This is a genomic window from Streptomyces sp. NPDC033229 (genome assembly GCF_055576875.1).
In genome coordinates, this window is the sequence record NZ_JBVIQR010000002.1 from 241,175 (window position 1) to 267,613 (window position 26,439).

Here is a 26,439-nt window from a genome sequence, read left to right on the forward strand (position 1 = left end):
CGACGATCAGTCGTCCTGCTTCGCCTTCTCGGCGGCGTACTCCGCGCGGATCTGCGCGTGGATCGCGTCCAGGCCCGCGTCGTATTCCGCTTCCTGCTCGGGAGTGGCCTCGTCCGGGTAGTCCACGCCGTACTTGGCGCAGAACTCGTAGAACCATTCCGATGACAGCCGGTGCCGCTTGGTCACCAGAGGGTGAACCGGCTCCGACGGCTCCAGCTTGCCGGGCTCGCGCTCCGTCACAGCAGCTTCCTACCTTCCCAACGCTGACCCACGAGTACACGCCTCCCGAAGGGGTTCTCCCGGCCGCTCCCACGCCCGATGTTCGCGATCTCTCGCGGGGTGGGGTAGTCGGGGCTTCCGAACGGGTTGTTACGCGCGCGGTTCACAATGTCCTGTGCGGCCGCGAGCTCCTCCGGGGAGAGGTCCCACTCGGGATCCTTCATCTTTACATTGATGCGGTTGAAGATCTTCTTTGCGGACTTCTCCTGCACCCAGTCGTAGTCCCGTCGGGCCCAGGTGTAGGCGCCGTTCTCCTTGCCCGCCGTGAGCTGGATTTCCGAGACACCGGACTTCCGGTACCAGTTCTCCAGGTCCCTGCTGATGGCCGAACCGACGCCCTTTCCGCGGTAGGCGGCGTCATCGATTTTCATGATGTTGTGCTTGACGGCCAGCGTACCGTCTTCCTTGCGGATGAAGTCGCGGTCCATCCTGCCCACCGGGTTTCCGGCCTGGTCGACTATCTGCGCGCTCCAGCCCAGTTGGTTGTCCATGGGGAATACGCCGTCGACCTTGATCCGCAGGCCCGCGTAGTCGCCGTCGAGGGCCTGCTGCAGCCCTTCCTGGAGCTGCTCCGGGGTGAGGTCCTTGCCCGAGCCGGGGACGAAGTCACCGACCGGCCGGCGGGCCGGTGCGGGGGTGTGCGGCGGCGTGCCGCCGTCGGCGCCGTGCGCACCGCCGGGACCGGAGGTGTCCGTGCCTTCGGGCTTGGAGCCGTGTGCGCCGTCCGCCTCGTGCGGGTTGCCGGAGGGCGCGTCGTGACCGTTGCCGTTGCCGTGGTCGCCGTCGCGCGGCGGGGTGTCGTCCCCGGGGCGGGGCTCCTCGTGACCGTGCGGGGTCGTCGGGGTGTCACCACGCCCACCGGAGCCGTGGCCGCCGGAGCCCGAGCCCGGCACGTCGTGGCCACCGCCACCGCCGGTGTGCGGCGTGCTGTGCCCGCCACCGGCACCACCACCCGCACCACCACTACCCGTGCCCGGCGTCCCGTGACTCGCGGAGGGGCCCTGCCCGAGGTCGTGGGCAGCACCGCCGGGGACGTCGCGCGCCGCGCCGCCCGCCCCGCCCGCGGCGTTGTCGCCGGAGTGTCCGACCGAGGCCGTGACGTTGTCCCCCGCGCGGGCACCCGCGCCGACCAGGACCTTCTCCGGCTCGGGGGCACGGGCCTTCTCCGCCTCGGCGGCGCGTTCCGCTGCCGAGCCTTCCTTCGGGACGGCTTCGGCGGGCTGCTTGACCTTGCCGTACTCGTCGAAGAGTTCGCCGGTCTTCGGATTCAGATAGACCGGGCGGCCCTTGTTGTCGAGGAAGGGCGCCGCCTCCTCGGGCAGACCGGCGGGGCGTTCCGGCAGCTTGGACGCCGTGAGCTCGTCGGCCAGCTTGAACGTCTCTCCCGCGATACGCAACGAGGCGCCCGGGTTCAAGGTCTTCAGGCCCGCCATGAGGTCGCCGACCTTGACGAAGGCGAACTTTCCGGCCTTGCCGACATAGGTGATCGGGTCGACGATGCGGCTCACCTTGCCGGCCACGGAGATCGCCTTCGCGGCGGCACCGCCCTTCGCGGCAGCCCCACCGCCGCCGGTGAAGACCGTGGTCAGCACGTTGAAGGTGACGCCGCCTGCCGCGCGGGCGGGGTTCTTGCCCCACTGGTCGTAGGCGATGAGCGCCTTGCCGGTCTCCTTCACCGCCGTGCGGGAGTCACGCAGCCAGCTCGGCAGCTTGTCCTCGGGGGCCGTCCAGTACACGGCGGCGAGGGGGGTGGCCGTGATGGCCAGACCGGTGGCCAGCTTGGCGAGGCCCGTCCAGGCCTGGCCCGCCGCGTCCCAGCCGTCGGTGCCGACCAGGGTGCCGAGGCCCTTGATCGTGCCCCAGATGCCGTCGACGATGAAGCCGTCCCAGACGAAGCTCTTGATCTGGTGGCCCAGCCACTCGATGCCGGTGTACTCGCGCTCGGCCATCTTGCCCCAGGGTGTTTCCTCGGCATGGTCGAGGTCACTGGCCTTGTAGCCGTACATGTTCGGCTTGTGGGAGCCGTCGTCGGCGATGAGGGGCGTGCCGTGCACCAGGGCGACGATCTTGTCGTGGCAGGCGCGTTCGGCGGCGTGGAAGGCGGCGACGGTGGCGTTGACGCTGTGCCAGAGGTTGTTGTTCCGGTCGACCTTCTTCTGGTCCTTGCGCCAGTCGTCGTCGCCCTCGACGCTGTCGACGAACGCGAAGGCGTCGTCCCTGAGGCTCTTGAGCTTGTCCTTCAAGGGGCGGACTTCACCGGCGTAGGCGTTCAGTGCCGAGGAGACCTTTTCGAGGTCGTCCGCGAAGGCGTCGGACTTGGTCGCGACGGGCTGGGTCGTGGCGAACAGCTTGTCCGCCTCGGGTGCCTTGTAGCAGGCCGAGAGCCCCTGGAACTGGGTGTGCACGGCGGCACCGGAGTCCCGGAAGAGCTTGGCGTTGGTGGCCAGGGACTTGGACTCGGTGTCCAGTGTCTCCAGATCGCCCGTGAACTGCGGTATGCCCGAAGGGACGATGAGTTCTTTGTCGCTCACTTCTTCCCCTGACCCGGCATGTCGATCTTGGGCTCCTTGAGCGCCTCGCTCTGCGCGTCCGCCGCCATCTTCAGGTCGCCCTTGACGTACTCCTCGGTGGCCGTCTTGGCCCCGGTCAGAGAGTTGACGGTGCGCTGCGCCACGTAGGCGACGTCCTTGCCCCACGCGTTGGCGAACTCGGCCAGCGCGCCCGAGACCGGCCCGCTCGGCGCCTCACCGCAGTACATCCCGCTGATGGTCCCCGCCGCCGTCGCGGCGGCCGGCAGCGACTTCTGCACCGCCTGGCCCGCCTTCGACAACCCCTCGGCTGACGTTCCGCACTTGGTGAGCACGCCACTCACCGCGGACGGACTGATGTCCCAAGCCGACACGAAAGTTCCCCCTGCCCCCGTTGCTGACATGGCAGCGGCCCTATGCGATCCGGCCGACTGTCACGTCGTCACTAGCACTCCTGTCTATCGAAGATACGTGTGGAATGTGAAGGAAACGCAGGCCAGGGGCGGTAGGTGTCACAGGGCTGTGGCAGAACGGGGACCGTCATGTTGCGAACTGACCGTCCGAAAGTAGCCACACCGCCTCCCGGTGACCGCCCCGCCCCCGGCGCGCCACGCGCTCGCGCATTCGGGCGGAATCCGCGTCGGATCGCGCGCGGACGGCCGCCATAAGGGCGCCTTTCGTCACCTCATGGGGTGTTATGTGGGCCTGAGCGTGGTTCGGGATATGGCTGGGATACGGCTTGGGACCTTGAGGGAGGCACTCCATGCGTGGAGGTACGCGCGCCACATGGGCCGTTCGTGCGACGGCGACGGCGACGGCGGTCGCGGTCGCGTTCACGGCAACGGGATGCGGCGGGGGTGGCGGCGGAGGGGCCGGGGTGGTGCGGGCCTCCTGGGGGGATCCGCAGAATCCGCTGGAGCCGGCGAACACCAATGAGGTGCAGGGCGGCAAGGTCCTGGCCATGATGTTCCGGGGGCTCAAGAAGTACGACCCCAAGTCCGGCGCCGCGAAGGACGTGCTCGCCGAGAAGATCGACACCTCCGACCAGCAGAATTTCACCATCACCCTCAAGGACGGCTGGACCTTCTCCAACGGCGAGAAGGTGACCGCCAAGTCCTTCGTCGACGCCTGGAACTACGCGGCCCTTGTCGACAACAAGCAGAACAACGCCCCCTTCTTCGCCACCATCGAGGGCTATGACGAGGTCCACCCGGACAGCGGCTCGGCCAAGGCCAAGACCATGTCCGGGCTGGTGGTCAAGGACGACCGGACCTTTACCGTCAAGCTCAAGCAGAAGTTCTCCACCTGGCCGCAGACCCTCGGCTACCAGGCCTTCTCCCCGCTGCCCCGGGCGTTCTTCGACGACCACGACAACTGGTTGAAGAAGCCGGTCGGCAACGGCCCGTACATGGTGGATTCGTATGCCAAGGGTTCCGCTCTCAACCTCAAGAAGTGGGAGGGCTACCCGGGCGACGACAAGGCGCAGAACGAGGGCGTCGAGCTGCGCGTCTACACCGACAACAACACCGCCTACACCGATCTCCAGGCGGGCAATCTCGACCTCGTGGACGACATTCCGGCCGCCCAGCTCAAGAACGTCAAGAACGACCTCGGTGACCGGTACATCAACCAGCCCGCCGGCATCATCCAGACCGTCGTCTTCCCGATGTACGACGCGAAATGGTCCAAGGCCGGGATGGAGAAGGTCCGCAAGGGCATCTCCATGGCGATCAACCGCAAGGAGATCACCGAGCAGATCTACCAGAAGACCCGCACCCCGGCGACCGACTGGACCTCGCCCGTCCTGAAGTCCGAGGGCGGCTACAAGGAGGGGGTGTGCGGTGACGCCTGCGACTTCGACGCCGCGCGGGCGAAGAAGCTGATCCAGGAGGGCGGCGGGCTGCCCGGCGGGCAGGTGACCATCACCTCCAACGTCGACACCGGCTCGCACCGGGTGTGGATGGACGCCGTCTGCAACAGCATCAACAACGCCCTCGCCATGGACAAGGCGTGCGTCGTCAATCCCGTGGGCACCTTCGCGGACTTCCGCAATCAGATCTCCCAGCACCGGATGACAGGGATGTTCCGCTCGGGCTGGCAGATGGACTACCCGCTGATCCAGAACTTCCTCCAGCCGCTCTACTACGCGAACGCCTCCTCCAACTACGGGAAGTTCAGCGACCCGGACTTCGACAAGCTCGTCGACGAGGCCAATGCCGAGAGCGACCAGGACAAGGCGGTCGGGAAGTTCCAGGACGCGGAGAAGATCCTCGCCGAGCAGATGCCGGCCATCCCGCTCTGGTACCAGAACGGCAGCGCGGGCTATTCCGCCAATCTCTCCGACGTGATGCTCAATCCGTTCAGCGTGCCCGTCTACGACCGGATCAAGGTCGGCTGACCGTACCCGGAAGCCCCTTCCCTACGTCCGAACCCCCGGAGCCCCCATGGGACGGTATGTGATCCGGCGGCTGCTCCAGATGATCCCGGTGTTCATCGGCAGCACGTTCCTGATCTTCTTCATGGTCTACGCCCTCGGTGACCCCATCGCCGCGCTGTTCGGCGACAAGGCCCCCGACCCCGCGACCGCCGCGCGGATCCGCAAGGACCTCTACCTCGACGAGCCGCTGTGGAAGCAATACCTGCACTACATGGGGCAGATCCTCACCGGTGACTTCGGCACCGCCTTCAACGGCATGAAGGTCACCGAGCTGATGAAGAGCGCCTTCCCGGTGACCCTGCGGCTGACCGTCGTCGCGCTGCTCTTCGAGATCCTCGTCGGGATCACCCTCGGCGTCCTCAGCGGGCTGCGGCGCGGGCGCTCGGTGGACACCTCCGTGCTGCTGCTCACTCTGATCGTGGTCTCCATCCCCACCTTCGTCAGCGGCTATGTGCTGCAGTACCTGCTGGGCGTGAAATGGGGATGGGTCTCCCCGTCCGTCTCCCCGGCCGCGCCGTTCGACGAGCTGATCCTGCCGGGCCTGGTGCTCGCCCTGACCTCGCTCGCGTACGTCACCCGGCTGACACGCACGTCCATCGCCGAGAACTCCCGCGCCGACTACGTCCGGACGGCCGTGGCCAAGGGGCTGCCCCGCCGCCGGGTGGTGACCCGACACCTGCTGCGCAACTCGCTGATTCCCGTCGTCACCTTCGTCGGCACCGACATCGGCGCGCTGATGGGCGGCGCCATCGTCACCGAGCGGATCTTCAACATCCACGGCGTCGGCTACCAGCTCTACCAGGGCATCCTGCGGCAGAACTCGCCGACCGTCGTCGGCTTCGTGACCGTCCTGGTCATCGTCTTCCTGCTGGCGAACCTGCTCGTCGACCTCCTCTACGCCGTGCTCGACCCGAGGATCCGCTATGCCTGACCCCTTCGACCCGAAGCTCGATCCGCACGCCGCCATCACCCCCGGCGACGGCGGCGCCATGACGCTGGCCACCAGTGAGGGCGAGTCGCTGGAGAAGGAGCCGCCCCCCGGCGGCGCCGACGGCAAGCCCCGCAGCCTGTGGTCCGACGCCTGGCACGACCTGCGGCGCAACCCCGTCTTCCTCGTCTCCGGGCTGGTCATCGTCTTTCTTGTACTGATCGCGATCTGGCCCGGCCTCATCGCGAGTGGCAACCCCCTGAGCTGCAACCTCGCCAAGGCGGGCCAGGGCTCGCAGCCCGGCCACCCCTTCGGCTTCGACACCCAGGGCTGCGACGTCTACACCCGCACGGTCCACGGGGCGCGCGCCTCGATCGCCGTCGGTGTCTGCGCCACGACCGGGGCGGCGCTGCTCGGCAGTGTGCTGGGCGGGCTGGCCGGGTTCTTCGGCGGTTGGTGGGACGGGCTGCTGTCCCGGGTCGCCGACATCTTCTTCGGCATTCCGATCATCCTCGGCGGGCTGGTCTTCCTCTCCGTGATCACCAGCGGCTCGGTATGGCCGGTGGTGGGCTTCATCGTGCTGCTGGGCTGGCCGCAGATCTCCCGGATCGCGCGCGGCTCGGTGGTCACCGCCAAGCAGCACGACTACGTCCAGGCGGCGCGGGCGCTCGGCGCCGACAACAGGCGGATGCTGCTGCGGCACATCGCGCCCAACGCGGTGGCCCCGGTCATCGTCGTGGCGACCATCGCGCTGGGGACGTACATCGCCCTGGAGGCGACGCTGTCGTTCGTGGGCGTGGGCCTCAAGCCGCCGACTGTCTCCTGGGGGATCGACATCTCCAACGCCTCCACCCAGATCCGCAACGCCCCGCACATGTTGCTGTGGCCGGCGGGAGCGCTGAGCATCACGGTGCTCGCGTTCATCATGCTCGGCGACGCGGTCCGCGACGCCCTCGACCCCAAGTTGCGCTGAGACCCGGCGGGATGGAGCGACGGATGGATCAGCAGCTGACCCAGGAGACCCCGGCGGAGCCGAAGAACCTGCTGGACGTGCGCGATCTGCGGGTGGAGTTCCGCACCCGGGATGGGGTCGCCAAGGCGGTCAACGGAGTGACGTACAGCGTGGCGGCGGGCGAGACGCTGGCCGTGCTCGGCGAGTCGGGATCGGGCAAGTCGGTGACCGCCCAGGCGGTGATGGGCATCCTCGACTCGCCGCCGGGGTTCGTCACCGGCGGCGAGGTGCTCTTCCGGGGCGAGGACCTGCTGACGATGGGAGCCGAGTCCCGGCGCAGACTGCGCGGCGCGAAGATCGCGATGATCTTCCAGGACGCGCTGTCGTCCCTGAACCCCGTGATGAGCGTGGGGGCGCAGCTCGCCGAGATGTATGTGGTGCACCAGGGGATGACCCGCAAGGACGCCCGTGCGCGGGCCGCGCAGCTGATGGACCGGGTGCGGATCCCGGCCGCGCAGGAGCGGCTGCGGGACTATCCGCACCAGTTCTCGGGCGGTATGCGCCAGCGCATCATGATCGCGATGGCGCTGGCCCTGGAGCCGGACCTCATCATCGCGGACGAGCCGACGACCGCGCTCGATGTGACGGTGCAGGCGCAGGTCATGGATCTGCTCGCGGAGCTCCAGCGCGAGTACAACATGGGGCTGATCCTCATCACCCACGACCTGGGCGTGGTCGCGGACGTCGCCGACCGCATCGCGGTGATGTACGCGGGCCGGATCGTGGAGACCGCGCCGGTCCACGAGCTGTACGCGGCGCCCGCGCACCCGTACACCCGGGGCCTGCTGGACTCGATCCCGCGTCTGGACCAGAAGGGCCGCGCGCTCTACGCGATCAAGGGCCTGCCGCCCAGCCTGACCGACATCCCGCCCGGCTGCCCGTTCAACCCGCGCTGTCCCCGCGCCCAGGACATCTGCCGTACGGACCGGCCGCCGCTGTTCACCGTGGGCCCGGGCCGGGCCAGCGCCTGCCACTTCTGGAAGGACACCCTCGATGAAAGCTGAAGGCGAGGAGATTCTGGAAGTACGGGACCTCGTCAAGCACTACCCGCTGAACCGGGGGATCGTCTTCCGTAAGCAGGTGGGCGCGGTCCGGGCGGTCGACGGGGTCTCGTTCGAGCTGCGGCGGGGCGAGACGCTGGGCATCGTGGGGGAGTCCGGCTGCGGTAAGTCGACGGTCGCGAAGATGCTGGTCAACCTGGAGCGGCCGACGGCCGGGCGGATTCTGTACAAGGGTGAGGACATCACCGATCTGTCGGGCAAGGCGCTCAGGGCCGTGCGTCGCAACATCCAGATGGTGTTCCAGGACCCGTACACCTCGCTCAACCCCCGTATGACGGTGGGCGACATCATCGGGGAGCCGTACGAGATCCACCCCGAGGTGGCGCCGAAGGGCGACCGGCGGCGGAAGGTCCAGGAGCTGCTGGACGTCGTCGGCCTGAACCCGGAGTACATCAACCGGTATCCGCACCAGTTCTCCGGTGGTCAGCGGCAGCGCATCGGCATCGCGCGCGGCCTGGCGCTCAACCCGGAGATCATCATCTGCGACGAGCCCGTCTCGGCGCTGGACGTCTCCGTGCAGGCGCAGGTGGTCAATCTGTTGGAGAAGCTCCAGGACGAGTTCGAGCTGTCCTACGTCTTCATCGCGCACGACCTGTCCGTGGTGCGGCACATTTCCGACCGGGTCGCGGTGATGTACCTCGGGCGGCTCGCCGAGATCGGCACCGACACCCAGATCTACCAGCACCCGACGCACCCCTACACCCAGGCGCTGCTGTCCGCCGTGCCCATGCCGGATCCGGCGGCGCGGGCGCGGCGGGAGCGGATCCTGCTGTCGGGGGACGTGCCCTCGCCCGCGCATCCGCCGTCGGGCTGCCGCTTCCGGACCCGCTGCTGGAAGGCGCAGGAGCGGTGCGTGGTGGAGGTGCCGGAGCTGGCGGTGCCGGAGTGGTTCCGGGAGGAGGGCGGCCCTCCCGCGCACCCGTCGGCCTGTCACTTCGCCGAGGAGCGCCGGGTGGTGCCGCCGGAGGGCACCGAGGACCGGGACGACACCTGATCACCAGGCGCGCGGCACGACCTCCACGCCCATCGGCTGGAGGGCCAGGGCCGGGCGGGGGGTGATGCGCTCGGGGCGGATCAGCTCCAGCCGGAAGCGGCGCCAGATGTCGGCGACGATGTGCACGGTCTCGGTGGTGGCGACGGCGGCGCCGACGCAGACCCGGGGGCCGAGGCCGAAGGGGAAGTACGAGCCGCGCGGTACGGCCTTGGGCCCGCTGCCGAGCCAGCGCTCGGGGCGGAAGTCCTCGGCGTCCTCCCAGTAGCGGGGGTCGCGGTGGTTGACCCACTGGCTGACGGTGACCGTGGTACCGGCCGGTATGAGATAGCCGCCGAACTCCATGTCCTCGGTGGCGTCGCGGCTGGTGAGCCAGACCGGCGAGTACAGCCGCAGGGCCTCGCGGACCACGGCGTTCGTGTACGACAGGGCCTCCATCCGCGCCAGTCCGGCCGGGGCGGTGGCGAAGGCCGCCTCGGCCTCGGCCCGGACCCGCTCGGCGGCCTCGGGGTGCTGGGCGAGCAGCACGCTCGCCCAGACGACGGAGTCGTTGGTGGTCTCGAAGCCGGCCATGATCAACGTGGCCAGCTCGTCGCGGAGTTCGTCCGGCGAGGGGGCAGGGTCGCCGTGCACGAGCGCGTGCAGCACGGGCGCGCGCTGCGGGTCACCGGCGGCGGGCGAGGCGGCGAGGGCGTGCAGGGTGCGGTCGACGCGGCGCATCGAGCGCCGGATGCGCAGCTTGCGGAGGGTGGGCACCCACTCGGGCAGCAGCACCGGTGATGTGGACAGGTCCATGATGGGGGCGACCAGCCGGGCCACCTCGGCGGTGTCCGCGTCGCTGAACTCGTCGCCGAACATCAGCGAGGTGACCAGCCGCAGGGTCAGTACGGAGACGTCGTCCTGGAGGTCACGGGCCTGGCCGGGCCGCCAGGGGGCGAGCATCCGCTCGCCCTGCGCGTCGACGATCTCGGCGGCCTTGGTGGCCAGGGACCGGCCGAACGCGGGCTGCATCCGGTGCCGTTTGGCCTGCCACTCGGCGCCGTCGCTGTTCATGGTCGAGCGCGGGAAGCCCTGCCGCCGGGAACCGCGCCGGGTGTCGGCGCTGGCCTTGGAGAATTTCGCGTTCCGGTCGACGAGCATTTTCTCGACGTCGCCGGGGGAGGTCAGCAGCACATTGTTCGCGCCGAGCCGCACCACGTCACCGTAATTCCGGGAGCAAGCGGTCAGAAAGCCGAGCGGGTCGGTGCTGAACGCGTGCAGATTGCCCAAGTACTTGTCGCCGGACGGGCCGGGAAGATCATTACGCGGGCGGGCGGTGGCGGTCACGGATGCCTCGCAGGGGTTCGTACGGGCAGGGGTTCATGCGGCGGCGGAACGACGGTGGCCGCGGCATCGCTGCCGCGGCCACCGGGTGCGTCACCGTGCCGGTTTAGTAGTACGAGTACGGCAGGGTGAGTCGGTCCTTGCGAGTCAGCCGGGCGAAAAGCGCACCGGTCAGGATCATCTTGCGCATGGCAAACACCTCCTTCTCGTCAGGTCCGCCCGCGGTGTGATTACCGCGTCGCGTGGAATTGACAGTAGGCATGTGCCCCTGTAATCACAAGAGTTGACAGAATTCACGGTGCATGGTTCGGCGGCGGGGATTCCGTATGTCCTTCCGCCGCACGCAGGGCCGGATCGAGAATGACCTCGGTCGCCCGCTCCACCGTCGGCGGCTCCGGAAAGTGGCACGCGGACAGATGGCCGGGCCCGCTGCCCTCGGCGCGCAGCAGGGGCGGTTCCTCGGTGGCGCACTCCTGTCGCGCCTTCCAGCAGCGCGTGCGGAACCGGCAGCCGGACGGCGGCCGGATCGGCGACGGCACATCGCCCGCGAGCCGGATGCGCTCCCGGCTCGCGCCCCCGGAGCCGTCCCCCGCGTCCATCAGGTCCGCGGCTTCCGGCACCGCGGAGAGCAGGGCGTGGGTGTAGGGGTGGCGCGGCCGGCGGTAGATGTCGTCCCGGTCGCCGACCTCGACGATCCTGCCGAGGTACATCACGGCGACACGCTGCGAGAAGTGCCGCACGACGGCCAGGTCGTGCGCGATGAAGACGAACGCGATGCCCAACTCGCGCTGCACGTCCCGCAGCAGATTGACGACCTGGGCCTGAATGGAGACATCCAGCGCGGAGACCGGCTCGTCGGCGACGATCAGCTTGGGTTCGAGGGCGAGCGCGCGGGCGACGCCGATGCGCTGACGTTGGCCGCCGGAGAACTCGTGCGGGAAACGGTTGTAGTGCTCGGGACTCAGCCCCACGGTCTCCAGGAGCTCCCGCACCCGCGCCTCCCGGCCGCCCGGCGGATCGATGCCGTTGATCTCCATCGGCCCGGAGACGATCTTCCCCACGGTGTGCCGGGGGTTCAGCGAGGCATACGGGTCCTGGAAGATCATCTGAATCTCGGCGCGGAACGGCGCCAACTCCCGGCGCCCCGCGTGCGTGATGTCCCGCCCCCGGTAGACGATCCGCCCGGAGGTCGGCTCCAGCAGCCGGGTCAGCAGCCGGCCGGTGGTGGACTTGCCGCACCCGGACTCACCCACCAACCCGAAGCTCTCCCCGGCCCGTACGGTCAGATCGAGGCCGTCCACGGCCTGTACGGCCCCGATCCGCCGCTTCACCGGGAAGCCGCCCGTGATCGGAAAGTGTTTGGTCAGCCCCTCGGCGACGAGCAGGGGCTCGCCCCGGGCCCCGTCCGGGGCCGCCTCGCGCGGCGCGGGCAGCGAAACCTTGTCGGTCATGGTGGGAACTCCTCACACGCCCTAACCCAGTCGGGGCTTGATCTGCTCGGCGAAGGTGGCCCGCTGCCGCTCGGGCGTCAGATGACAGGCCGCCCCCCGGCCCCCCGGCAGCTCCGGACGTTCGGTGCGGCACCGGTCGCCGCCGACAGCCGCGACCTGACCGCAGCGCGGGTGGAAGGGGCAGCCCGGCGGCGGTGCCAGCAGGCTCGGCGGCGCGCCCGGGATCGGGCTCAGCGGCTCCTCGACGTCCGACGTCAGCCGGGGCATCGATCCGAGCAGCCCCCAGGTGTACGGGTGCCGCGGCGCCCCCAGCACCTCGCGGACCGTGCCGCGCTCCACGGCCCGGCCCGCGTACATCACCAGCAGCTCGTCGACGGTGTGGGCGACGACGCCGAGGTCGTGGGTGATGAGGATGATCGCCGAACCGGTCTGCTGCTGAAGGTCCTTCAGCAGATCGAGGATCTGCGCCTGCACGGTGACGTCCAGCGCGGTCGTCGGCTCGTCGGCGATCAGCAGCTCGGGGTCGCAGACCAGCGCCATCGCGATCATCGCGCGCTGCCGCATGCCGCCGGAGAACTGGTGCGGGTAATCGTCCACGCGCAGCGCGGGGTTGGGGATGCCGACGCGCTTCAGCATCTCGACCGCCCGCAGCCGCGCCTCGCGCCGGGTGGCCCCGGTGTGCTTGCGGAAGGGCTCGGCGATCTGGCGGCCGACGGTGTAGTACGGCGAGAGCGCCGTGAGCGAGTCCTGGAAGATCATCGCGGCCTTGTGGCCGCGCACCTTCTCCAGCGCGGACTCGGGGGCACCGGTCAGCTCCTGCCCGTCCAGCAGGATCTCGCCCTCGATCTCGGTGGTGCGCGGGTCGTGCAGCCCGAGGACGGCGAGGTTGGTGACGGACTTCCCCGAGCCGGACTCGCCGACGATCCCGAGCGTACGGCCGCGCTCCAGCTCGAAGGAGAGCCCGTCGACGGCCTTGACCGTGCCGTCCTCGGTGGCGAAGCGCACATACAGATCGCGCACGGACAGAAAGGGTGTGGTCGCGGTCACGGCGGTGGTTCTCCCGGCTGCTAGGCGAGGCGTACGCGGGGATCGATGACGGCGTAGGCGGCGTCCACCACGATGTTGGCGACGACGATCGCCGTGCAGCCGACGAGCATCACGGCCATGAGGGTGGGCAGATCGGTCTCGCTCACCGAGGAGACGGCGAGCCGTCCGAGGCCGTGCAGGCTGAAGGTGAACTCGGTGATGATCGCGCCGCCGAAGAGCGAGCCGAGGTCGATGCCGAAGATGGTGACGATGGGCGCCAGCGCACCCCGCCAGGCGTAGCGGAAGAAGACCGTGCGGCGGCTGAGGCCCTTGGCGCGGGCGGTGCGCACATGGTCCTCGCCCAGTTGCTCGATCATCTGGGAGCGGGTCATCCGGCTGTAGTTGGCGATGAAGATGATGGAGAGCACCAGCCAGGGGATGAGCATGCCCGTGAACCACTTGACGGGGTCCTCGGTGATCGGGTGGTAGGCCGGGTTGTCCATCCAGTGCAGCCCGCTGACCAGGACGGCGAGGGCGATGACGCCGACGAAGTAGATCTGCAGGGCGCCGCCGACGAGCGACAGGGAGCTGAAGAACTTGTCGATCCAGGTGCCCCGGAAGGCCGCCGCGATCATGCCGATGCCCACGCCGACGACGAGGAAGACGGCCGCGCCCCCGAGGGTGATGGACAAGGTGGTCGGGAAGCGGTCCACGATCGTGCCCCAGACCGGCTGCTGGTTGGAGAAGGAGTAGCCGAAGCAGGGCGCCGGGCAGTGGCCGACGGTGAAGTCGCGGCCCATGAAGATGCCCTGCATGTAGTGCCAGTACTGGACGGGGACGGGTTGGTCGAGGCCCAGATTCTTGTTGATGACAGCGAGGGCGTCGGGGGTGCAGTTCTTGCCGCAGGACATCAGGGCGGGCTCGGAGGGCAGGGCGAAGAAGAGGAAGAAGGTGATCGCGCTGATCAGCAGGATGATGACGATCGCGCCGAGCGAGCGGCGGACGAGGAATCTGAGCATGTCGTCGCGGTCTTCCGGGTAGCGGGAGGCAGCGGCCGGGCGGGCGGAGGTTCCGGCCGGGCGGCGGGGGCCGGCCGGGCCGTGGTGGCCCCGGCCGGGCATGGCGCGGGTGAGGCGGGCGCTATCGCCCGCCCTGACCGGTCGGCGCTATTTGACGTAGACGGAGGTCGGGTCGACGGTCCCGTAGACGGGGTGGTAGCGGACGCCGCCGAGGTGCGAACCCCACAGCGAGAACTGCCGGTTGTAGAAGACGGGCACGCCCGGGACATCCTCCTCGAGGATCTTGTCGGCCAGCTTCTGCCACTCGGAGGCGGCCTTCTTCACATCCGGGATGGCGCTGATCCGGTCGATCTCGGAGTCGACCCCGGAGTTCTTCAGATGGCCGTAGTTCTGGGCGCCGTCGGCGACCTGCCGGCCGTCGAAGAGCGGCGGGACGACGGTGGAGGAGACCGGCCAGTCCGCTCCCCACGACGAGCGGTAGATGTCGAACTTGTTCTGCACCTCGGCGATCGCCGTCCGGTAGGTGTTGGCGTCGATCTCCTTCTTCTGCACCGTGAAGCCCGCCCGCTCCAGCGCCTGGGTCACCACCACGGCCACCTTCTGCTGGACGTCGGTGTTGGCGTAGGCGTAGACGATCTCCTGACCGAGCTTGCCGGCCTCCTTCAGCAGCTCCTTGGCCTTCTCGGGCTGTCCGGCCGGGTTCGCCTTCTTCTTGAACGGGTCGGTCGCCCTGTAGCCGTCCATCGCGGGCGAGAGGTAGTTGGTGGCCACCACCCCGGCGGTCGCGCCGCCGTTCTGCTGGAGGATCTGTCCGTTGGGCATGGCGTACGCGAGCGCCTTGCGGACCTTGGCGTCCTTGAGGCGGGTGGTGTTGAAGCTGATGTAGTCGACGTAGGGCTGGATCTCCAGGAAGCGACGGGCCTTGGTGTCGGTCTGCTTCAGCACCTTCTCGGTCATCTCCGGTGCCACGGCGTTGCTGAACGACAGGGCGTTCTTGTCGCCGCCCTGGTCGGCGAGGAAGCGGCGGGTGGAGTCGGCGAACTGGTGGCCGAAGCTGATCTCGAACCGGTCGGCGTACTGGTGGCGGATCGGGTCGGTCTTCGGGTCCCAGTGCTCGTTCTTCACCAGCGTCAGCGACTTGCCGACCTTGTACTCGCCGACCCTGTACGGGCCGGAGGAGAAGGGGGCGTTGTCGTACTTCTGCTTGGTGTCCTTCGCCTGCTTGACCGCGCCGATGTTCGGCATCGCGGTGGCGAAGGGGGTGTCCGCGTGCGGCTGGCGGAAGTGGAAGACGATCGTCTTGTCGTCGGGGGTGTCGAGCACCGACGACGGCAGGTGCTTGCCGTTGTACGGGCCGTCCGGAAGGGCCTTGCGGAAGTCGTTGCCGTCACCGGAGAGCCACTGCGGGATGTAGAGCGGACCGTCGGTCTCGAAGGAGGCGTAGAGCCGTTCGATGCCCCACCGCACGTCCTTGGCGGTGATGGGCGAGCCGTCCTCGAACTTCAGTCCGTCCTTGAGGGTGAACTTCCAGGTCTTCCCGCCGTCCGAGGCGGTGCCGGCGTCGGTCGCGAGATCGCCGACGACCTTGACCCTGCCCTTGTCGTCCACCTTGTACGAGGTCAGGGAGCGGTTGTAGAGCATCTGGTTCGCCAGCACGTCGGCGTAGTAGATCTGGCCCGGGTCGAGGTGGTTGAAGGCGTCCCGCTGGAGAACGCCGACCGTGCCGCCCTTCTTCGCGCCCGGCACCTCCGGGGCGGGGCCGGCCGCGTCGGCCTTGGTGCCGATCGAATAGTTCGAGGCCGTGGTCTTGTCGTCGCCCGGACCGCTGTCCTTGTCTCCGCCGCTCCCGCCGCCTCCGTCGCTGCACGCGGAGAGCACCAGCGCACCGGCCGCGAGGGCCGTGGCCGCGATGTGGGCCCTTCTCCTGGGGGATCTCGTCCTGGGGGTCATGGGTCGATGCACCTGCCTGTCCGTTGTGACGATGACGTGCGGCTGCGTGCGGTTCAGCGTTTGGTCCGGGGGTCGAAGGCGTCCCGGACCGAGTCCCCGAGCAGGTTGAAGGCGACCACAAAAATGATCATCGCGAGGCCGGGGAAGAAGATGTAGGTGATGTCGCTCTCGTAGTACTGGGCGCCGTTGGCGAACATCCGGCCCCAGTCGGGCGTGGGCTCCAGGATGCCGACCCCGATGAAGGAGAGGCCGGCCTCGATGGTCACGAACGAGGGCAGCATCAGCGTCGACTGCACCAGGATCGGGGTCCAGAGATTGGGCAGCAGCTCCTTGGTGATGATCCGCCAGGGCGAGGCGCCGGTCACCTTCGCTGCCTCGATGAACTCCCGCTCCCGCAGGCTGAGTACCTGGCCGCGCAGCAGTCGCGCGAGTCCCATCCACCCCAGCACCCACAGCACCAGGATCAGGGTCAGCACCCGCAGATACGTGGGGGTCTCCTTCTCCGGGCTGACGAAGAGGGAGTAGACGACGGGGGTGAAGGCGATGAAGGACAGCTGGGAGGGGAAGGCGAGCAGCAGATCGATGAACCGGCCCAGGAAGTAGTCGGTCCGGCCGCCCAGATAGCCGGCCGTCACCCCGACCACCACGCCCGTCAGCACGCACAGCACGGTGGCGGCCACGGCGATCAGCAGGGAGGTGCGGATGCCGAAGACGAGCTGGGTCAGCACGTCCCGCCCCAGGGTGGGCTCGATGCCGAACCAGAACCGGCCGGAGACGCCGCCGTTGGGCGCGACGGGATAGCCGAACTCGTTGAGCAGCCCCTGCTCGTTCAGACCGTAGGTCGTCGTCGGGCTCTTGCCGTAGAACTTCGAGATCAGCGGCGCCGCGATCGCGACGGTGAAGAAGAAGGCCACGACGTACGCGGACAGGACCCCCGAACGGTCGCGTCGGAAGCGGCGCCACATCAGCTGTCCGGGCGACCGGCCCACCGGCCCGGCTTCGGCCGTCACGGCCGGGGAAGGACTCGTCATGCGTGGATCCCCCGCACTGTCGTCTCGTCAACCCGGCGCAGAGGGCGCGCACGCGGTGGGTTGAGCGGACTGTGGCAATGGACTCACGGCGCGGTCAAGAGGGCCTGGGTGAAATGCGGGGTGTGCTTCCGCATTTGCCTTTGCCCTTGGCCCTGCGGGCCGTTGCGGGTGCACCTCCGCTGCGCGGCGGTGTCCTCGAACGCCGGACGGGCTTGATGTGGCTGACCTCAGTCGATTTCAGCCTGTCCGGCGCTTGAGGACGAGACGCGGGGTCAGGCGACGCCCAAGGACCGCTTGAGGAAGTCGACCTGGAGCAGCAGCAGATTCTCCGCGACCTGCTCCTGCGGCGTCATGTGGGTGACCCCCGACAGCGGCAGCACCTCGTGCGGGCGGCCCGCCGCCAGCAGGGCCGAGGAGAGCCGCAGGGTGTGCGCGGCGACCACGTTGTCGTCCGCCAGACCGTGGACGATCATCAGCGGGCGGACCTGCTCGGCCGGTTCGGCCAGGCCCTCGTCCGTCACCAGGGAATTACGGGCGTACACCGCCGGCTGCTCGTCGGGGTGGCCGAGGTAGCGCTCGGTGTAGTGCGTGTCGTACAACCGCCAGTCGGTGACGGGCGCGCCCGCGATGCCCGCGTGGAAGACGTCCGGGCGGCGCAGCACGGCGAGCGCCGCGAGATAACCGCCGTACGACCAGCCGCGGATGCCCACCCGGGTCAGATCCAGGGGGTAGCGGCCGGCCAGTGCCCGTACGGCCTCGACCTGGTCCTCCAGGGTGGCCCCCGCGAAGTCGTCGCGGATGGACTTCTCCCAGGCGGGGGAGCGGTGCGGGGTGCCCCGCCCGTCGGCGACGATCACGGCGAAGCCCTGGTCGGCGAACCACTGCGAGGTCAGATGGGCGTTGTGCGCGGCGACCACCCGCTGTCCGTGCGGACCGCCGTAGGGGTCCATCAGGACCGGCAGCGGCCCGTCGCCGTCGGTGTAGCCGGTCGGCAGCAGGACGGCGCACGGCACGCGCCGCTCGCCCACCTCGGTGAGGGTGACGCGTGCGGTCAGCACCGGCTGCTGCGCGTACGAGGCCACGACGGCGATCTGCTTGCCGTCCCGCAGCACCCGGGCCTCGGAGCCCGCGCGGTCGAGCGACGCCGACACCAGCACGGTGACCGCGCCCGAACGCACCGCCGAATGCCAGCCCTCGCCCTCCGATAGGCGCTCCGCGCCCCGCTCGTCGACGCGGTACACATGCGCCTGGCCGGTCTCCGGATCCGCCGCCCCGGGCCCGGCGGACGCCGAGACCAGCACGTCGTCGTCGCCCACGTCGAGCACGGCCCGCACGTGCGTTTGGGGACCGGTCAGGGCGCGGCCGCCGACGACGAGCACGCGGGCGCCGTCTTCTTCGGCGATCCGTACGAGATCGCCCTGCGGCGACCATGCGGGCACACCAGCGAAAAGATCAAGCCAGATTGCGTCCTCGTCAAGATGCAGCACCCGCGTGGCACCCGATTCGGTGTCCACGGCCAGATAAACCTGGGAGCGCTGGTCGCGCGACTGGACCAGCAGCAGCGGGGCGCCGTCCGCCGACCAGTGGACGCGCGCCAGATAGGGGTGGCGCTCACGGTCCCAGCGGACGTCCGTCCGGGAGCCGTCCAGGCGCAGCAGGGACAGCGACACCGACGCGTTGGCCGTGCCCGCCGCCGGGTAGGCGACCTCGACGGGCTCCCGGCCGGGGTTGGCCGGGTCGGCGATCCACCAGCGGTCGACCGCCGCGTCATCGGCGCGGGCGGCCAGCAGCGCGGAGCCGTCCGGCGACCACCAGAAGCCGCGCGAGCGGTCCATCTCCTCGGCGGCGATGAACTCCGCGAGCCCCCACGTGGTGGTGTCGTTCTCCGGCTCGGCCAGGGCGCGGTCGGCGCTGCCGTCCGCCTCGACCACGCGCAGCGTGCCACCCGTGACATACGCGACCCGGCGGCCGTCGGGGGAGGGGCGGGGGTCGACGACCGGGCCCGGCACGGTCAGCTCGCGGGCCGTGCCACCGCGCAGTTCGGCGACGAAGAGCCGCCCGGACAGGGCGAACGCCGCCAACTCCACCGCGTTGTCCACCGCGTATCCCACGACGCCCGCCGACCCCTCACGGCTGCGTTCGCGGCGGGCCCGCTCCTCGGCGGACAATTCCTCGTCGGCGCCGCCCAGCAGGACCGCCGGGTCCGCCGCGGGGTACTCCCGGCCGGCGTCGAGGTCGAGCACCCATAGGACGTTCGCCCGATCGGTGCCGGAACGGGAGCGAAGGAAGACGACACGCGAGCCGTCCGGCGACACCGTGAACGCGCGCGGCGCGCCGAGGGAGAAGCGCTGGGTACGGGCGTGTTGACGTGGAAACGAGAGCTGTCCGGTCATGCCGGGAGCCTACGGCCGGGGCGGCGAGATCTCGCCGTGCGCCCCACATTTGCTCCTGTGCACCGAGTCTTGGCACGTACGGAAAGTTATGATCACTCGCGCATAGTGGGTATGGCTTCTGAGGCATCTGTATGTGATCCATCCGACCGCGCGTACTGGAGGTGAACCGCTGTGGCACTCTCGATTTCGGCGGTGGTGCTGCTGGCGATCATCGTCTTCCTGCTGGTCCGGAAGTCCGGACTGAAGGCGGGCCACGCCGCGGTCTGTGTGCTGTTGGGGTTCTACCTCGCGAGTTCGTCGGTAGCCCCGACGCTGCACAGTCTGACCACGAGCGTGACCGGGATGATCAGCAACATCAAGTTCTGACGTTCGGTGTCCGGGCGGCGCCCCGCACGCGCCGCCGGGCTCGTAGGCTGGTCCCATGACCGACAGCTCCTTGTTGCCAGACCGCCGGCTGCTCCTGGTGCACGCGCACCCGGACGACGAGTCGATCAACAACGGCGCGACCATGGCCAAGTACGCCGCCGAGGGCGCCCATGTCACGCTCGTGACGTGCACGCTCGGCGAGGAGGGCGAGGTCATCCCGTCCGATCTGGCGCACCTCGCCGCCGATCGCGACGACGCCCTCGGCCCGTACCGCGTCGCCGAACTCGCCGCCGCGATGAAGGAGCTGGGCGTCACCGACCACCGCTTCCTCGGCGGACCCGGACGGTACAGAGACTCCGGCATGATGGGCGCCCCGCAGAACGAGCACCCGGGCTGCTTCTGGCGGGCCGAGGTGGACGAGGCCGCCGCGCACCTCGTCGAGGTGATCCGTGAGGTCCGGCCCCAGGTGCTCGTGACCTACGACCCGGACGGCGGCTACGGCCACCCCGACCACATCCAGGCGCACCGCGTCGCGATGCGCGCCGTCGATCTGGCGGCGGAGCCGGTCTTCCGCCGTGACCTCGGTGATCCGCACACCGTCCCCAAGGTCTACTGGAACTGCGTCCCGCTCTCGGTCGTCGAGGAGGGCTTCGCACGGCTGCGCGAGCAGGGCAAGGACATGCCCTTCCCGAGTATCGCCTCGCCCGCCGACGTGCCGGGTGTCGTGCCCGACGCCGAGGTGACGGCCGCGGTCGACAGCTCTCCCTACGCCGCGGCGAAGGCGGCCGCGATGCGTGCCCACGCCACCCAGATCGCCGTGGACGGCCCCTTCTTCGCGCTCTCCAACGACCTCGGACAGCCGCTGCTCGGTGACGAGTACTACCGGCTCGTCCGCGGCCGGGCCGCGGCCGACCGCGAGGACGACCTCTTCGCGGGGGTGGCCTCATGAAGGGCCTGACCCCCCAGCTCGGTATCGGCCGGATCGTGGCGTTCGCCGGACTCGCCGTGCTAGGGGCCCTGGTCGGCATCGCCGGGTCGCTGGTGCAAGGCGGCTGGTTCCCCGGCGGGTTGCTGCTCGCGCTGCTCGGCATCGCCGCGCTCTGCTACGGCGGAGTGACGGCCACCGGCAGCAGATCCGGCGGTGTGGCACCGGGGATCGGCTGGTTGCTCGCCGTGCTGATGCTGACGGCGAGCCGCCCGGAGGGGGACTTCCTCTTCGGGGCCGGACTCGGCTCGTACGCTTTTCTGCTGGGCGGAATGGTCGTGGCTGTGATCTGCGCCACGGTGCCCAAACTGTCGCAACCGGGCGGGCCGTCGGTCCGACTTGGGAAGTGACGTGACGATTTCTGCCTGACGCGTCCGAGGCACGAAGGCGCGCACCGCGCTCCCGCCCGCCGGGGTGATCCGACGGTCGTCAAGTGCGTGCCGGTGGTGCCCAGTATGGTGGTGCGCGCCGCCGAGCTACCCCTGGCCTTCGGCATGGGCGACCCCGAGCGAGGTCATCGAGGGCGGCGGAGAGTAACCGGGAGAACCTGCTTTGAGCCGTGAATCTGACACTTCGTCCTCTGGGCCCCAGGGGCGCGGTGGCGCCGCGTACCCGTCGGGCACCCCGCCCTACGGCACCCGCGATGTGCCGCCCGGCGCCGCCGGCGCAGACGAGCCCGCCGGGCCGCCCACGCCGGAAGAGCCCAAGACCGAGACCACGATGACGACGCGGATCCGCATCAACATCCCGGGCTCGCGACCCATTCCGCCGGTCATCATGCGGACGCCCGTCGAGGACGGCGCGGCCGGGAAGGCATCCGCCGCCCCGGGCCCCGCCGCCGGTCCCGGCGCGCCTTCGGCCGCCGGCTCCGACCGGGGCGACGGGCCCGCCAGGACCAAGCCCAGCCTGCCCCGCCGCCCGGAGCCGTCCGCCACGCCGCCGGCCCCGCCGGAGGCGGACCGCGGGGACGGCAAGGGCGAGAAGGCCAGCGACTGGTTCGCCCCGCGCAAGTCGGGCCCGGCGGCCCCCGCCGCGGCTCCCGCGCCGGGCCTGCCCCGCCGTCAGGTGGGTCAGAGCGCCCCGCCGCCGGTGACCCCGCAGCCGCCCGCCGCGGGCGGCGGCGCGCCGTGGGTCCGCGACACCTCGGGCGACGCCTCCGCGCAGCCGCCCGTCCCGGGCCAGGGGTCCACGACGGGTTCGGCTCCGTGGCAGGGCGCCCCTGCCACGAGCGGCTCCGCGCCGTGGGTCCGCGACACGACGGGCACCGGCGCACCGGCCGGTGCCGCCCCCTGGCAGGACGGGCAGAACACCGGCGCGCCGTGGCCCGGCGAGTCCTCCGTCACGGGTGCCATGGCGCAGCCGACCGTCCCCGGGCAGAACGCCGCCGGCGCCCCGCCGTGGGCCGAGCCGGAGACCACCCAGCAGTTCCAGGCGCCGAGCCTCGACGACCCGTTCGTGTACCCCCAGGGGAGCGCGGCCGCGGGCGCGTTCGCGCCGGGTCGTACGGACACCCCGCGCGAGGGCTTCCCGGCCATACAGACGCCGCCCCCCGTCGGTGGTGCCCCGCGACCGCCCCAGGGCAAGCAGCAGGGCCAGCAGCAGGGCCAGGGCCGGCCGGGCCAGCCCCAGCAGGCAACGCCGGGCAAGCAGTCCAAGAAGCGCAAGGCCAAGGTGCCCGCGCCCACGCCTCCGGTCGGCCAGGTGCCCGGCGAGACGCTGGTGAGCGGCGTGCCCCCGGTGGCGCCCGGTGGCTCGGTCCCCAAGCCCGTCGACAGCGGCGCGCCCCGCGTGCCTGTGCCGAAGCCCAAGTCGGGCGTTCCGGCGCCGAAGCCGGCCGCGCCCGCGGCCAAGAGCGCGCCCAAGGCCGCGGCGAAGAGCGCCCCGAAGAAGAAGGGCCGCTCGAAGCTGGTCCTGCTGGGCGGCGGTCTGGTCGCGCTGGTCGGTGTCGCGTACGCCGCGGGGCTGCTGCTCGACCACGCGGACGTGCCGAACGGCACCACCGTGCTCGGCGTGGACATCGGCGGCACCTCGAAGGAGGAGGCCGTCAAGAAGCTCGACTCCGCCCTCGGCGAGCGGGCGAGCGCGCCCCTGACGGTGTCCATCGCGGGCAAGGAAGCGCAGCTCAAGCCGTCCGTGGCGGGTCTGTCCATCGACACCCAGGCCACGGTGCGGGCCGCGGCCGGCCGGGACTACAACCCGGTCACCGTCCTCGGTTCGCTGATCGGCGGGACCCGCAAGGCCGAGCCCGCGCTGAACGTGGACGAGGAGAAGGTCGCCTCCGCGCTCAAGACGCTGGCCGGCGAGAGCGGCGCGGCCAAGGACGGCACGATCAAGTTCGAGCCGGGCAAGGCCGTGCCCGTCTATGGCAAGCCGTACCAGGGCCTGGACAACGCCAAGGCGGTCAAGGCCGTCTCGGACGCCTACCGCCAGCGCGCGGCCGGTGGCGCGAGCAAGACCGTCGAGCTGCCGAGCGCACCCCAGACGCCCAAGATCGGCAATGCCGAGGTCGACCGGATGATGGCGAGCTTCGCGAAGCCCGCGATGTCCGGCCTGGTCACGGTCCAGACCGACCCGGCGCACCGGATCCAGTTCGGCCCGGACCTCTCGCTGCCGAAGATCCTTTCGGTCAAGGAGGTCGACGGGAAGCTCGTCGAGAGCTACAACCTGGAGGCGTTGAAGGAGCTGTACGGCAGCCGCTTCAACGGCGTCCTGATCCAGCGGGGCAACGGCACGAAGACGGCCGTCACCCCCCAGGACGTGGTCGGCGCCCTGCGCAAGGCGCTGGTGGGCAAGACGCCCGCCGAGCGCGTCGGCGTGATCCCGCTCAACCCGAGCTGATCGCGCGGATCCTCGTAGGACCCGTGGGAGCCCCCGCGCCGCATCCGGCGCGGGGGCTCCCACGCGTTCGGCCGGACCCATGACATCTGTCATCCGAGGTTCACGACGGCTGACACTGCCGCCGGCCCGGCCCGACCAGCGAGGATTGTCGTCATGACCACCACAGGCAACACGTTCACGGGGGACGGGCGCCGCACCGGCGCTCCCGTGGTCAGTTTTGAGAACGTCAGCAAGAGTTACGGCGATGTGCGCGCGGTCGCCGATCTGGACCTTCAGCTCTACCCGGGCGAGACCGTCGCCCTGCTCGGCCCCAACGGGGCCGGCAAGTCCTCCACCCTCGATCTGCTCCTGGGGCTGCGCAACCCCGACGCGGGCCGCGTCGAGCTGTTCGGCACCACCCCGCGGCAGGCCATCGCGCGCGGCAAGGTCGGGGCGATGCTGCAGACCGGCGGCCTCATGGAGGACGTGAAGGTCCGTCAGCTGGTGCGGCTCGCGTGCGATCTGCATCCGCAGGCGTACCCCGTCGAGCAGGTGATGGAGCACGCGGGCATCACCGAGATCGCCGACCGCATGGTCAACAAGCTGTCCGGCGGCCAGGAGCAGCGGGTGCGGTTCGCGATGGCGACCGCGGGCGCCAGCGACCTCATCGTGCTGGACGAGCCGACGACCGGCATGGACGTCACCTCCCGCCAGGCGTTCTGGAGCGTGATGCGCGAGCAGGCGCGCCAGGGCCGCGCGGTGCTGTTCGCCACGCACTATCTGGAGGAGGCCGACGCCATCGCCGACCGCGTCGTCGTGCTGCACCGCGGCCGGGTGCTCGCGGACGGTTCGGCGGCCGAGATCAAGGCGAAGGCCGGGGCCCGGCGGATCGTCTTCGACCTCGAGGGGCACATCTCCGAGGCCGCGCTGCGCGAGCTGCCGTTCCTGGCGAACCTGGAGATATCGGGCCGCACGGTCCGCATCCAGTCGCACGACGCCGACGCGACCGTGCACGCGGTGTACGGGCTCGGTCTCTTCCCCCGCAATCTCGAGGTCGCGGGCCTCGGCCTGGAGCAGGCCTTCATCGCCATCACCGACGCCGCGACCGCCGAGGAGGCGGCAGCATGAACACCCTGATCAAGCTCGAAATCCAGCGCACGCTGCGCAACAAGAAGTTCATGTTCTTCTCGGTGATCTACCCCGCCGGGCTCTATCTGCTGATCGCGGGCGGCGCGAGCAGCACCGAGGTCGTCGCCGACAGCAAGCTGACGCTGCCGCTGCTGATGATGGTCTCCATGGCCTCCTTCGGCGCCATCACCGCCGTCCTCGTCGGCAACAGCGAGAAGATCGCCAAGGAGCGGGAGAAGGGCTGGGTGCGCCAGCTGCGGCTCACCGCGCTGCCGGGCCGCGGCTACGTCCTGTCGAAGATCGCCTCGGCCGCCGTCGTGTCGCTGCCGTCGATCGTCTTCGTCTTCGTCATCGCCGCGGCCGTCAAGCACGTCCGGCTGGACGCCTGGCAGTGGCTGGCGCTGACGGGCTCGATCTGGGCGGGCAGCATCGTCTTCGCCGCCCTCGGCGTCGCGGTGGGCTACCTCGCCACGGGAGACGCCGTACGGCCCATCACGATGATCATCTACTTCGGGCTGTCGATGCTGGGCGGCCTGTGGATGCCGACCGCCACGTTCCCCGGGTGGCTCCAGGACATCGCCGAGTGGATGCCCACCCACGCCTACGCCGGCCTCGGCCAGGCCATCGAGCTGGGCGGCGCGCCGCACGCCAAGGACGTGGCGATCCTGGTCGGCTATCTGGTGCTGTTCGCCGGCGCGGCCACCTGGCTGTACCGCAAGGACACCCACAAGGGGTGAGGAAGCGGGCGGCGTCCGGCCGCCGGGGGAGACTGCGAGCATGACCGAGCGCGAGGACCACGCCGTGGACAGGGGATTCATCCGGATCGGCGAGGCACCCGAGGACTGGCGGCAGACGCTGGCCAAGGGCTGCTGGACCCTTCTCTACATGCTGTACCTGGCGACCGTGGTGGGAGACCTGACCGACGGCCGCCACACGGGCCCCGCCACCGTGCTGGGCTGGGCGGGGCTGACCGTCTTCGTCGTCGTCTACCTCTCCATGGTCCTCGGGCGGCGCCCGCGCGGCCGGCTCTCCCGCCGTCAGCTCGGCACCCTCGCCGGGCTGTACGTGCTGGCCGTGGTGCTGGCGGTGACGCTCGGCCCGGTGTGGCTGGTGCTGCTGGTGTACGTCGCCATCTCGGCCGGTGTCATGCTGCCGATGAAGTGGGCGCTGCGGGTCATCCCGTCCATCGCGGCCTCCGTCTTCGGGATCGGCCTGCTGGAGGGGGCGGACACCGAGCGGCAACTGACGCTGGTGCTGCCGACGCTGCTGGGTGGTGCGGCGATGATGGGCATCGTCCAGATGGGGCGCACCATGCGCGAGCTGCGCGAGGCCCGCGCCACCGTCGCCCATCTCGCGGCCAACGAGGAGCGGCTGCGGCTCGCCCGTGATCTGCACGACCTGCTGGGGCACTCACTGTCCCTGATCACCCTCAAGAGCGAGCTGGCCGGGCGGATGCTGCCCGACCAGCCCGGACAGGCCGCCCAGCAGGTCGCGGACATCGAGCGGGTCAGCAGGCAGGCGCTCGTGGACGTGCGGGAGGCCGTGAGCGGCTTCCGCCGTCCGACGCTGGACGCCGAGATCGCGGGCGCCCGTACCGCCCTCGCCGGAGTGGGGGGGGGGGGGAGGGGGGGGGGGGGGGGGGGGGGGGGGGGGGGAAAGGAGGGGGGGGGGGGGGGGGGGCGGAGGGGGGGGGGGGGGGGGGGGGGGGGGGGGA

Annotated in this window: 23 protein-coding genes; 12 read left to right on the plus strand and 11 right to left on the minus strand. The window is 70.2% G+C overall.

All coding sequences use genetic code 11. The features are described from left to right. Positions 1-6 precede the first annotated feature (6 nt). From ACZ53N_RS03010 to ACZ53N_RS03020, 3 genes are read right to left on the minus strand one after another with little or no spacing between them, the layout of a single operon-like run. The gene (locus tag ACZ53N_RS03010) at positions 7-240 is read right to left on the minus strand and encodes a hypothetical protein (RefSeq protein WP_469139205.1); all 234 of its coding nucleotides are present in this window, start codon (positions 238-240) and stop codon (positions 7-9) included. Next, positions 237-2,810, minus strand: a complete 2,574-nt coding sequence (locus ACZ53N_RS03015) for a hypothetical protein (RefSeq protein WP_469139206.1) — start codon at positions 2,808-2,810, stop codon at positions 237-239. Before ACZ53N_RS03015 ends, ACZ53N_RS03010 begins: the two co-directional genes overlap by 4 nt. Beyond that, a complete protein-coding gene (locus tag ACZ53N_RS03020) occupies positions 2,807-3,181 on the minus strand; it encodes a DUF6507 family protein (protein WP_469139207.1) in 375 nt (124 codons plus the stop codon). Before ACZ53N_RS03020 ends, ACZ53N_RS03015 begins: the two co-directional genes overlap by 4 nt. A gap of 389 nt (positions 3,182-3,570) precedes the next feature. On the opposite strand from ACZ53N_RS03020, the gene ACZ53N_RS03025 reads away from it, so the two are divergent. Genes ACZ53N_RS03025 through ACZ53N_RS03045 form a run of 5 tightly spaced genes read left to right on the plus strand, consistent with a single transcriptional unit; the run spans position 3,571 to position 9,239 of the window. Further along, positions 3,571-5,205, plus strand: coding sequence for a peptide ABC transporter substrate-binding protein (locus ACZ53N_RS03025; protein WP_469139208.1), 1,635 nt, complete (start codon positions 3,571-3,573; stop codon positions 5,203-5,205). Positions 5,206-5,251: 46 nt separating this feature from the next. Further along, positions 5,252-6,175, plus strand: a complete 924-nt coding sequence (locus ACZ53N_RS03030) for an ABC transporter permease (protein ID WP_469139209.1) — start codon at positions 5,252-5,254, stop codon at positions 6,173-6,175. Next, positions 6,168-7,145 carry an ABC transporter permease gene (locus tag ACZ53N_RS03035; RefSeq protein WP_469139210.1) on the plus strand — a complete coding sequence of 326 codons (978 nt, stop codon included), beginning with the start codon at positions 6,168-6,170 and terminating at the stop codon, positions 7,143-7,145. Before ACZ53N_RS03030 ends, ACZ53N_RS03035 begins: the two co-directional genes overlap by 8 nt. A 23-nt stretch (positions 7,146-7,168) precedes the next feature. Beyond that, positions 7,169-8,188 carry an ABC transporter ATP-binding protein gene (locus tag ACZ53N_RS03040; protein WP_469139211.1) on the plus strand — a complete coding sequence of 340 codons (1,020 nt, stop codon included), beginning with the start codon at positions 7,169-7,171 and terminating at the stop codon, positions 8,186-8,188. Beyond that, on the plus strand, positions 8,178-9,239 hold the full coding sequence (locus ACZ53N_RS03045) for an ABC transporter ATP-binding protein (protein ID WP_469139212.1): 1,062 nt from the start codon (positions 8,178-8,180) through the stop codon (positions 9,237-9,239). Before ACZ53N_RS03040 ends, ACZ53N_RS03045 begins: the two co-directional genes overlap by 11 nt. Here ACZ53N_RS03045 and ACZ53N_RS03050 read toward each other — a convergent pair whose 3' ends face one another. The 8 genes from ACZ53N_RS03050 to ACZ53N_RS03085 form a co-directional block, all read right to left on the minus strand. Beyond that, the gene (locus ACZ53N_RS03050; protein WP_469139213.1) at positions 9,240-10,562 is read right to left on the minus strand and encodes a cytochrome P450; all 1,323 of its coding nucleotides are present in this window, start codon (positions 10,560-10,562) and stop codon (positions 9,240-9,242) included. Positions 10,563-10,665: 103 nt separating this feature from the next. Continuing rightward, a complete protein-coding gene (locus ACZ53N_RS03055; RefSeq protein ID WP_184732975.1) occupies positions 10,666-10,821 on the minus strand; it encodes a cittilin family RiPP precursor in 156 nt (51 codons plus the stop codon). A 31-nt stretch (positions 10,822-10,852) separates the two neighbouring features. Next, positions 10,853-12,010 (minus strand): ABC transporter ATP-binding protein, encoded by a 1,158-nt coding sequence (locus ACZ53N_RS03060; RefSeq protein ID WP_469139214.1) that lies wholly within the window; start codon positions 12,008-12,010, stop codon positions 10,853-10,855. Positions 12,011-12,031: 21 nt separating this feature from the next. Further along, positions 12,032-13,057: an ABC transporter ATP-binding protein gene (locus tag ACZ53N_RS03065; protein WP_469139215.1), complete on the minus strand. Its 1,026-nt coding sequence runs from the start codon at positions 13,055-13,057 to the stop codon at positions 12,032-12,034. Between the two features lie 20 nt (positions 13,058-13,077). After that, positions 13,078-14,055 (minus strand): ABC transporter permease, encoded by a 978-nt coding sequence (locus ACZ53N_RS03070; RefSeq protein ID WP_366685206.1) that lies wholly within the window; start codon positions 14,053-14,055, stop codon positions 13,078-13,080. A 147-nt stretch (positions 14,056-14,202) separates the two neighbouring features. Further along, on the minus strand, positions 14,203-16,005 hold the full coding sequence (locus ACZ53N_RS03075) for an ABC transporter substrate-binding protein (protein WP_469139216.1): 1,803 nt from the start codon (positions 16,003-16,005) through the stop codon (positions 14,203-14,205). Between the two features lie 53 nt (positions 16,006-16,058). Continuing rightward, on the minus strand, positions 16,059-17,036 hold the full coding sequence (locus tag ACZ53N_RS03080; RefSeq protein WP_469139217.1) for an ABC transporter permease: 978 nt from the start codon (positions 17,034-17,036) through the stop codon (positions 16,059-16,061). Positions 17,037-17,308: 272 nt separating this feature from the next. Then, the gene (locus ACZ53N_RS03085; RefSeq protein ID WP_469139218.1) at positions 17,309-19,429 is read right to left on the minus strand and encodes a S9 family peptidase; all 2,121 of its coding nucleotides are present in this window, start codon (positions 19,427-19,429) and stop codon (positions 17,309-17,311) included. Positions 19,430-19,600: 171 nt separating this feature from the next. On the opposite strand from ACZ53N_RS03085, the gene ACZ53N_RS03090 reads away from it, so the two are divergent. The 7 genes from ACZ53N_RS03090 to ACZ53N_RS03120 form a co-directional block, all read left to right on the plus strand. Next, entirely contained in the window at positions 19,601-19,795 is a 195-nt protein-coding gene (locus ACZ53N_RS03090) for a hypothetical protein (RefSeq protein ID WP_130879722.1), read from the plus strand. Positions 19,796-19,850: 55 nt separating this feature from the next. Beyond that, complete coding sequence (gene mshB, locus ACZ53N_RS03095; protein WP_469139219.1) at positions 19,851-20,744, plus strand: N-acetyl-1-D-myo-inositol-2-amino-2-deoxy-alpha-D-glucopyranoside deacetylase; 894 nt, start codon at positions 19,851-19,853, stop codon at positions 20,742-20,744. Further along, positions 20,741-21,130: a DUF6113 family protein gene (locus tag ACZ53N_RS03100; RefSeq protein ID WP_469139220.1), complete on the plus strand. Its 390-nt coding sequence runs from the start codon at positions 20,741-20,743 to the stop codon at positions 21,128-21,130. The genes mshB and ACZ53N_RS03100 overlap by 4 nt, the downstream gene beginning before the upstream one ends. Positions 21,131-21,332: 202 nt before the next feature. Beyond that, positions 21,333-23,618: a peptidoglycan binding domain-containing protein gene (locus ACZ53N_RS03105; protein WP_469139221.1), complete on the plus strand. Its 2,286-nt coding sequence runs from the start codon at positions 21,333-21,335 to the stop codon at positions 23,616-23,618. Positions 23,619-23,771: 153 nt separating this feature from the next. Beyond that, positions 23,772-24,725 carry an ABC transporter ATP-binding protein gene (locus ACZ53N_RS03110; protein ID WP_469139222.1) on the plus strand — a complete coding sequence of 318 codons (954 nt, stop codon included), beginning with the start codon at positions 23,772-23,774 and terminating at the stop codon, positions 24,723-24,725. Next, positions 24,722-25,462 (plus strand): ABC transporter permease, encoded by a 741-nt coding sequence (locus ACZ53N_RS03115; RefSeq protein ID WP_469139223.1) that lies wholly within the window; start codon positions 24,722-24,724, stop codon positions 25,460-25,462. Before ACZ53N_RS03110 ends, ACZ53N_RS03115 begins: the two co-directional genes overlap by 4 nt. A gap of 40 nt (positions 25,463-25,502) precedes the next feature. Next, a partial coding sequence (locus ACZ53N_RS03120; RefSeq protein WP_469139224.1) for a sensor histidine kinase occupies positions 25,503-26,439 on the plus strand: 937 nt, incomplete at its 3' end.